Below are 8915 nucleotides of genomic sequence, written 5' to 3'. Positions count from 1 at the left end.
GGCCGGCGCGGCAACGGCACCTTCGGCACCACGACCAGCGGCAGCCCGTGCGCCGGCACCAGTCGGGCCTCCAGCCCCTCGGCCGTCCCCAGCACGGTCACCCGTGCCCCCGGGCGGCGGGCGGCCAGCTCGTCGGCCACGGCGAGCAGCGGGTTGACGTGGCCGGCGGTGCCACCGCCGGCCAGCAGCACGCTGACCGGTCCGGTCACCGGCCCGGTCACCGGCTCAGGCGCGGCCACGGGCACGCCCCAGGACGGCGATCGAACGACGCAGCACACCCGTACGTGCGGCCAGGGCCGCCGCCGTCTCCGGCTCGCTGCGCGCGTAGGAGATGACGACGCCGAGCGCGGCCATGGTCATGATGAGAGCGGACCCCCCGGCCGAGACCAGCGGCAGCGGCACCCCGATGACGGGGGCCAGCTCGATGACCACGGCGATGTTGATGAGCGCCTGGCCGATCACCCAGGCGAAGATGGCGGCCGTGCTGATCCGGGCGACCGGGTCGGGGTGACCGACGATGAGCCGGAGCATCGCCACCGCGAGCAGCGCGAACAGGGCGAGCACGAGCAACGTCCCGACCAGACCGAGCTCCTCACCGATGATGGCGAAGATGAAGTCGTTCTGCGCGGCCGGCAGGTAGGACCACTTCTCGCTGCTCTGGCCCAGGCCGACGCCGAGCAGCCCGCCGCTGCCGAGCGCCCAGGTACCGTGCGTGGACTGCAGGCAGCTGCCGTAGATGTCGGTGCACTCCGCCTTCAACCAGTTGGCTACGCGCAGCACCCGGCTCGGGCTGTCGATGACGAGCGCCACCACGCCCAGCGCCCCGGCGGACCCGGCCACGCCGAACATCCAGCCCGGCACGCCCGCGACGAACATCGCACCGCCCAGCAGCAGCAGCAGCACGAGCGTGGTCCCCAGATCCTTGCCCGCCAGCACGACGCCGATCGCCGCACCCGCGCCGAGCAGACCCGGCACCACGACGTGCCGCACCTGCCACAGCAGCGGGGCCTTGCGCGCGAGCACCACCCCGAGCCACAGCGCGAGCCCGAGCTTGATGGTCTCCGACGGCTGGGCCGAGAAGCCCGGCAGGCACACCCAGTTCTGGTTGCCCCCCGCCCCGCAGCCCAGACCCGGGACGAAGACCATGAGCTGGAACACCAGCGCCCCACCCAGGGCCGGCCACGCCAGCCGACGCTGCCACCGGCCGGTCAACCGGGTCGCGACGAGCATCACCGGGAGCCCGAGCAGCGCGTACTTGGTCTGGTCGAAGAAGACCGAGTACGGCGAGTGGCCGTGCACCAGCGAGTTGATCGAGGACGACGAGAGCACCATGACCAGGCCGAGCAGCAACAGCAGCCCGGTGGTGCCGACGAGCAGGTAGTAGGTCGTCAGCGGACTCGACCACGCGGCACGCAGCCGGCCCGCCGGGCGGTCGTCGGACGCGGGACGACGAGGTGCGGGCCGGGGGTCGTCGCGCACGGTCGACCCCGTGGCACGACCGGTCGCCGCGGGCCGCATCCGGCCCGTGGTCGCCGTCACGAACCGTCGGCCAGCGCGCGGGCGGCCGCGGCGAACTGCTCCCCACGGTCGGCGTAGGACGCGAACTGGTCCATCGAGGCGCACGCGGGCGCGAGCAGCACCGTGACACCGCCGGCCGCAGGCTCGACGGCCAACCGGTGGGCCCGGCGCACGGCGGTCGACATCACCTGGCCAGTCTCGCTGTCGTCCACCTCGATCACCGGCACCTGCGGCGCGTGTCGGGCCAGTGCGTCCCGCAACGGGGCCCGGTCCACCCCGATGAGCACGACGGCGCGCAACCGGTCGGCCCGCGCCTCGACCAGCTCGTCGAACGTCGCACCCTTGGCCAGACCACCGGCCACCCAGACCACCGAACCCGGCGGGAAGGCGGCGAGCGAGGCCGCCGCGGCGTGGCCGTTGGTCGCCTTCGAGTCGTCGACATAGGACACGCCGTCCACCTGCACCACGGTCGCGATCCGGTGCCCGCCCGGGACGAACGACCGCAGCCCGTCGCGCACCTGGGCGGGCTCGACACCGTGCGCCAGCGCGAGCGCGGCCGCAGCCAGCGCGTTCTCGACGACGTGCGGCGGCACCGAGCCGTCCGGCCCGGCCAGCGCGACCAGATCGCCCACGGTGCCCAGCTCGGCCGCGTGCGTGTGCCGCAGCCGGGCGAAGCCCCGGTCCACCAGGACGTCCTCGACCAGGCCGAGCTGGCCGACGCCGGGCACGGCGCGGGTGAAGCCGACCGCCAGGGCGCCGTCGACCACATCGGCCTCGCGCACGAGCTGCTCGGTCCGCGCGTCCGCGGCGTTGTAGACGCAGGCACGCTGGGCCTGGTGGTAGATCCGCCCCTTGTCCCGCGCGTACGCCTCGAGCGAGCCGTGCCAGTCCAGGTGGTCGGGCGCCACGTTGAGCACGGCGCCGGCCTGCACCGACATCGAGCTCGTGAAGTGCAGCTGGTAGCTGGACAGCTCGACCGCCAGCACGTCGACGCTCGGGTCGATGGCGGCCAGCACCACGGGGTCGCCCACGTTGCCCACCTGGGCCACCCGGTGACCGGCCGCGGCGAGGATCGAGGTGAGCATGCCCACCGTCGTCGTCTTGCCGTTGGTGCCGGTGACCGCGAGCCACGGTGCGGGTCCGCCCGGCCGGTCGGCACGCAGCCGCCAGGCCAGCTCGACCTCGCTCCAGACCGGGACACCGGCCGCGGCCGCGCGCGCCAGCACCGGGTGCGCCGGAGCCAGCCCCGGTGAGGTCACGACGACGTCGACCGTGCCGACCTCGTCCGGTGTGCGGGCGTCGGCCTCCGGCACCTTCTCGTCGTAGGTCCGCACATGCGCGCCGCGCTCGGTGAGCACCTGCACCGCCGCCCGGCCCGACACCCCCAGCCCTGCGACCAGGACCCGCAGGCCCTCCAGCTGCTGCACCTAGCCCGCCACCCACTCCGCGTAGAACACACCGATCCCCGCCGCCACGCACAGCCCGGTGATGATCCAGAACCGTACGACGATCGTCACCTCGTTCCACCCCGACAGCTCGAAGTGGTGGTGCAGCGGCGCCATCTTGAAGACCCGTCTCCCGGTCGCCTTGAACCAGCCGATCTGGATGACGTCGGAGACGACCTCGAGCACGAACAGACCGCCGATGATCGCCGCGAGGATCTCGGTCCGGCTGAGGATGGAGATCGCCGCGAGCGCACCGCCGAGGGCCAACGAGCCCGTGTCGCCCATGAAGATCTGCGCCGGGCTGGTGTTCCACCACAGGAAGCCGAAGAGCGAGCCGGTGATCGCCGCGGCGATCACGGCCAACGCCAACGGGTCCCGGGTCTCGTAGCAGCGGGCGCCCGCGGTGACGAGCGCGCGGCAGGTCTGGTTGTTCTGCCACACGCCGACCAGGACGTACGAGCCGAACACGATGAGCGAGGCGCCCGTGGCGAGCCCGTCGAGGCCGTCGGTGAGGTTGACCGCGTTGGACCACGCCGTGATGAGGAAGTTCGCCCACAGCACGAACAGCAGGATCCCGACGGTCGTCCCGGCGAACGCCAGGTTCACCGTGGTGTCCCGGATGAACGAGATGTGGGTCGAGGCCGGGGTGCGGCCGGCGGCGTTCGGGAAGTGCAGCGCGGCGACCGCGAAGGTCACCCCGACCAGCCCCTGCCCGATCACCTTCGACCAGGCGGACAGGCCGAGGCTGCGCTGCCGGGAGATCTTGATGTAGTCGTCGATGAAGCCCACGACGCCCAGACCGGTCATGAGGAACAGCGCCAGCAGCGCCGAGGCCGTCGGCCGTGTGCCGGTTGCCAGCAGCCCCACCCCCCAGCCGACCAGCGTCGCGCCGATGATGACGACGCCACCCATGGTCGGCGTCCCGCGCTTGGTGAAGTGCGCGGTCGGGCCGTCCTGCCGGATGAACTGGCCGTACTGCTTGGCGACCAGCAGCTTGATGAACAGCGGCGTCGCGAACAGCGACACCACCATCGCCGTCCCACCGGCGATCAGGAGCGCCTTCACTCGGCACCCACGAGCAGGTCGCCCAACCGCCACAGCCCCGCGTCATAGGACGACTTCACGAGCACGACGTCACCGGCCCGCAGCTCCTCGGCCAGGAACCGCGCCGCCGTGTCCACGTCGTCCACGACGACGACCTCCTCGCCCCACGAGCCCTCGTGCGCGGCACCGTCGGCGATGGGCTTGGCACCGGCACCGACCACCACCGTGAGCGCGATGTCGAGGCGCACCACGAGCCGGCCGATCGCGTCGTGCGCCTCCCGGCCCCCGGGACCGAGCTCGAGCATCTCGCCGAGCACCGCCACCGAGCGTCGGTCCGGCCGAGCCAGCACCGCGAGGGCCTTGAGCGCGGCGCGCATCGAGTCCGGGTTGGCGTTGTAGGAGTCGTCGACCACGGTGACGCCGTCCGCGCGGTCCACCACGTGCATCCGGTGCGGCGACAGCGCGTCGGCGGCGCACAGCGCGGCGGCCACCTGCACCGGGTCCAGACCGGCCTCCACCGCGGCGGCAGCAGCAGCGAGCGCGTTGTGCACGTGGTGCTCCCCCACGAGCCGCAGCCGCACCGGCGCGCTCACGGGCGGGCGGCCGGGCGCCGCGACGTGCAACGTGAAGACGGCGCGGCCCGAGTCGTCCAGGTCCAGGTCGGTGGCACGCACCTGCGCACGGTCGCCGAGCCCGAACAGCACGACCTCGCCCGGGGCGAGCGTGGCCATCGCGGCCACCCGCTCGTCGTCGGCGTTGAGCACCGCGACCCCGCCGGGCAGCAGACCGGTGACCAGCTCGGACTTCGCCGCCGCGACCTGGTCGAGCCCGCCACCGAACCCACCGAGGTGGGCGTTGCCGACGACGAGCACCACCGCGACGTCCGGCGGCGCGACGCCGGTGAGGTACGTCAGGTCGCCCGGCGCGCTCGCCCCCATCTCCAGCACGAGGAACCGGGTGCTCTCATCGGCCCGCAGCACGGTGAGCGGCAGCCCGATCTCGTTGTTGAACGACCGCACGGGTGCGACCGTCGGCCCCGCGGCACCGAGCACCTGGGCGAGCAGGTCCTTGGTCGTCGTCTTGCCCACCGAGCCGGTGACCGCGAGCACCCGCAGGGGTGTGCCGCCCGGCTCCTCGGCCGCGTCCCGCAGCCTCGAGAGCACGTCGCGCGCCAGGTCACCGAGCGCCCGGGGCACGTCAGGCACCACGAGGCACGGCAGCGGCGCACCGTCGGGCGAGGTCAGCGGTCGGTCGGCCAGCACGAGCACGGCGCCGTCGGCCACGGCGGCTGCGGCGAAGTCGTGCCCGTCGACCTGCTCCCCGGCCAGGGCGACGAAGAGTGCGCCCGGCTGCACCTGCCGCGAGTCGCTCACCACGGGACCGGTCACCATGACCGAGCCCGGCACCCCGACGAGCTCACCCGCGACGGCCTCGCGCACCTGGTCGACCGTGAGCGCGATCACCGCTGCGCCCGGTGCTCGGCAAGGACGGCGGCGAACACGTCACGGTCGTTGTAGCGGTGGAACACGCCTGCGATCTCCTGGGTTGGTTCGTGGCCCTTGCCGGTGACGATCACGGTGTCACCCTCCCGGGCACCGGCCACGGCCCGTCGGATGGCCGCGGCCCGGCTGGTCGTCTCCTCGTGCACCGTGGCGCCCGGGACGGCACGCGCACCGGCGAGGATGGCGGCCCGGATGCTGGCCGGGTCCTCCGAGCGCGGGTTCTCGTCCGTGACGACCACCTCATCGGCGAGCTCCGCGGCGATCCGCCCCATGATCGGCCGCTTGCCACGGTCCCGGTCACCGTCCGAGCCCAGCACGATGACGAGCCGCCCGGGCGTGATCGGTCGCACCGCCTCGAGCGCCAGCACGAGGGCGTCGGGGGTGTGCGCGTAGTCGACCAGCCCCAGCGGCAGCCCTTGGCCACGTTCGATGACCCGCTCCATCCGCCCCGGGATCTCGTGCGCGTGGCCGACCGCCTCGATCGCGACGTCCAGCGGCACCCCGGCGGCCTGCGCGAGCACGATCGCCAGCGCGGCGTTGGAGACGTTGACCAGCCCGGGCAGCGGGCTGCTCGCCTCGTGCCGCACGCCGTCCGGACCGCGCAGCACGAAGCGCGACCCGACACCGTCGAGGCCGATGTCGGCCTGCTCGACGACCCAGTCGGCCGCCACCTGCGCACCGGCGTGCGTCGCGACGGTCTCGACCGGCAGCGCCGTCTGCGCCGCCAGGCGCCGACCCCACTCGTCGTCGACCACGACGACCGCCTTGCGGGCCTGCTCGGGGGTGAACAGGCGTGCCTTGTCGGCGAAGTAGTGCTCCATGTCGCCATGGAAGTCGAGGTGGTCGCGCTGCAGGTTGGTGAAGCCGACGACGTCGAACACCAGCCCGTGCACCCGCCCGAGGGCCAGGGCGTGCGAGGACACCTCCGTGACCAGGGACCGTGCACCGCGTTCCCTCGCGAGCGCGCAGATCGCGTGCAGCACCGGTGCCTCCACCGTGGTGCGCGGGCTCTCGATCGCCTCGTCGCCGATCCGCAGCTCGACCGTGCCGAGCACCGCGGTGAGCGGGTGCACCGCGCGCAGGGCCGCGTCGACGAAGTAGGACGTCGTCGTCTTGCCGTTGGTCCCGGTCACCCCGACCGTCACGAGGTCGTCCGCAGGACGGCCGTGGACCGCCGCCGCGACGTGACCGGCCAGGTCCCGCGGGTCGTCGGCGACCAGCACGGGCACCGAGGCCAGCCCCGGGTCGCCGGCGACCAGGTCCGCACCGGCGGCATCGGTGAGCACGGCGACCGCACCGGCCCGCACGGCGTCCTCGGCGAAGCGTGCGCCGTGCACCTTGAGGCCAGGAACGGCGACGAACAGGTCACCGGGCTCGACGTCGGCCGACCCCATCGCGACACCTGTGACCTCGACCTGTGCCACGAGGTCCGCCGCGGCACCGACCGCCGGACGCAGCCCGAGGGGTGCCACCAGGTCCGCCAGCCGCCGGGTCGTCGGGTGCTGCGGCCGCAGTCGACCCTGGGGGGAGGTCATGAGGGTGAGGCTACCGTGACCGACCGGTTCACCAGGTGGTCGGGAACAGCGTCGCCGGCGCCCCGCTGGGCGCCGCGCCCAGCACCGTGAGGGTGTAAGAGGTCACCTCGGAGAACACCGGGGCTGCGACGACACCGCCGTAGATCGACGTCTTCGGGTTCTTCAGCACCACCGCGACCACCACCTGCGGGTTGTCCGCCGGGGCGAAGCCGATGAACGAGGCGGTGATGCCGTTGGTGGCGATGTCCTGGGCCGTCCCGGTCTTGCCGGCGACCCGGTACCCGTTGACCGCCGCCGCACCACCGGTGCCGTCGTCGACCACCGACTCGAGCATGGTCGTCACGGTGGCGGCGGTCTGCGGCGAGACCACCTGCGTGCTCGCGGCCGTGGTCGACGGCGTGAACGTCCCGTCCGGTGCGGTCCAGCCCTTGACCAGGTGCGGTGCGACGCGCACACCGCCGTTGGCGATGGTCGCGTAGACGCTGGCCGCCTGCAGCGCGGTCACCGACACGCCCTGACCGAACAGCACGTTGTACCGGGTGCGCCCGTCCCACTGGTCGACCGGGTGCAGGATGCCTGCGGACTCCCCCGGCACCTCGATGCCCGTGGGTGAGCCGAACCCGAACTTGGACATGTAGTCGTACTGCGTCTGGGCCGACATCTTCTGCCCGATCTGCACGGTGCCCACGTTCGAGGACTCCGCGAGGACGCCGGTGGTGGTGAGGTTCTCCAGCGCGTGGTCGTGCGAGTCGTGGAAGATCTGCGAGCCGATCGCATAGGTGCTGGGCACCTGGAACTGGCTGGTCGGCGTCACCGCGCCGGTCTCCAGGGCTGCGGCCATCGTGACGACCTTGCCGGTGGAGCCCGGTTCGAACACGTCGGACACGGCGCTCAGCAGTGCCCCGTCCGAACCCGCCCCGGGCTTGTTCGGGTCGATCGTCGAGCTGTCCGCGATCGCCAGCACCTCCCCGTCGGGCCGCATCACGACGATCTCCGCCGAGCTGGCGCCCGACTCCTTGACGGCACGCTCGATCGAGTCCTGCGCCTTCCACTGCACGTCGTCGCGGATGGTGAGCTGGACCGAGGAGCCGTCGGTGGCGGCCTCGCCCGAGCGGTAGCCGCCCGGGATGGCCTGGCCGTTGCCCCCACGTTCGTAGGTGAGGGTGCCGGAGGTGCCGGTGAGCCGGGCGTTGAGCGCCGACTCGAGTCCCTGCAGGCCCTGCCCGTTGGAGTTGGTGAACCCGATGATGTCGCCGGCCAGGGTGCCGTTGGGGTAGACGCGTTCGGCGGTCTGCTCGACGTTGATGCCGTTGATGCGCAGGGCGGCGATCTGCCGGGCGTCCGTCGGCAGCACACCCTTCTTGAGGTACTTGTACGCGCTGGTGCCGACGAGCTTGCCGCCGAGCTCGGCGGGGTCCATGCCCAGCAGGGGCGCCAAGGTCTGGGCGACCCCGGCGGCACCGGCAGGCACGCCGTCTCCGCCCTTGAAGTTGGGGATGAGGCGCTGGTTCACGCTGATGTCGAACCGGGTGACCGACCCGGCGAGCACGACACCGGTCGCGTCGGTGATCTGCCCGCGCGATCCGATCACCGTGACGGTGGACAGCCGCGCGTCCCGCGCCTGCTGGGCGAGCGTCGGGCCGTCCACGGCCTGCACGACGACGAGCTTGCCCGCGAACACACCGACGATCGCCAGCAGCACGACGGCCAGGGCGGCCACCCGACGAGGCGACCCGACCGGACCGACGCCGCCACGTCGCCGACGGCGGAAGGGGCTGCGTCCGGGGCGCGCTGCGTTCGTCGCCGGACGGCGCGCAGCAGGCTGGCGGGAGGACGGCACGGGCCTCACGGTGCCACCGGAACGGCTCCGC

The 8915-nt window shown here is 73.0% G+C and carries 7 protein-coding genes; all 7 read right to left on the bottom strand.

Translation table 11 applies throughout. The annotated features are described in order from the left end of the window. Positions 1-209, bottom strand: a 209-nt coding sequence (locus tag F2B26_RS12370; RefSeq protein WP_201292723.1) for a glycosyltransferase, incomplete at its 3' end; no start/stop codon positions are given. 16 nt (positions 210-225) lie between these two features. Beyond that, on the bottom strand, positions 226-1479 hold the full coding sequence (locus tag F2B26_RS12365) for an FtsW/RodA/SpoVE family cell cycle protein (protein WP_235929650.1): 1254 nt from the start codon (positions 1477-1479) through the stop codon (positions 226-228). A gap of 56 nt (positions 1480-1535) precedes the next feature. Next, positions 1536-2945, bottom strand: a complete 1410-nt coding sequence (murD, locus tag F2B26_RS12360; RefSeq protein ID WP_159809805.1) for a UDP-N-acetylmuramoyl-L-alanine--D-glutamate ligase — start codon at positions 2943-2945, stop codon at positions 1536-1538. Further along, positions 2946-4028 carry a phospho-N-acetylmuramoyl-pentapeptide-transferase gene (gene mraY, locus F2B26_RS12355; protein ID WP_159809803.1) on the bottom strand — a complete coding sequence of 361 codons (1083 nt, stop codon included), beginning with the start codon at positions 4026-4028 and terminating at the stop codon, positions 2946-2948. After that, entirely contained in the window at positions 4025-5470 is a 1446-nt protein-coding gene (locus tag F2B26_RS12350; protein WP_235929649.1) for a UDP-N-acetylmuramoyl-tripeptide--D-alanyl-D-alanine ligase, read from the bottom strand. Before F2B26_RS12350 ends, mraY begins: the two co-directional genes overlap by 4 nt. Beyond that, complete coding sequence (locus F2B26_RS12345; RefSeq protein WP_159809801.1) at positions 5467-7044, bottom strand: UDP-N-acetylmuramoyl-L-alanyl-D-glutamate--2,6-diaminopimelate ligase; 1578 nt, start codon at positions 7042-7044, stop codon at positions 5467-5469. The genes F2B26_RS12350 and F2B26_RS12345 overlap by 4 nt, the downstream gene beginning before the upstream one ends. Before the next feature lie 28 nt (positions 7045-7072). Continuing rightward, positions 7073-8764: a peptidoglycan D,D-transpeptidase FtsI family protein gene (locus F2B26_RS12340; RefSeq protein WP_235929648.1), complete on the bottom strand. Its 1692-nt coding sequence runs from the start codon at positions 8762-8764 to the stop codon at positions 7073-7075. Positions 8765-8915: the final 151 nt, after the last annotated feature.

The organism is Cellulomonas citrea, assembly GCF_009829685.1.
GTDB classification, from domain to species: domain Bacteria; phylum Actinomycetota; class Actinomycetes; order Actinomycetales; family Cellulomonadaceae; genus Cellulomonas; species Cellulomonas citrea.
This window is presented reverse-complemented; position numbering and strand designations above follow the sequence as displayed.

Bases quoted from the DNA above. Each gene is read 5' to 3' on its own strand.
- F2B26_RS12345 (WP_159809801.1), bottom strand. From the start codon at position 7,044: ATGACCTCCCCCCAGGGTCGACTGCGGCCGCAGCACCCGACGACCCGG.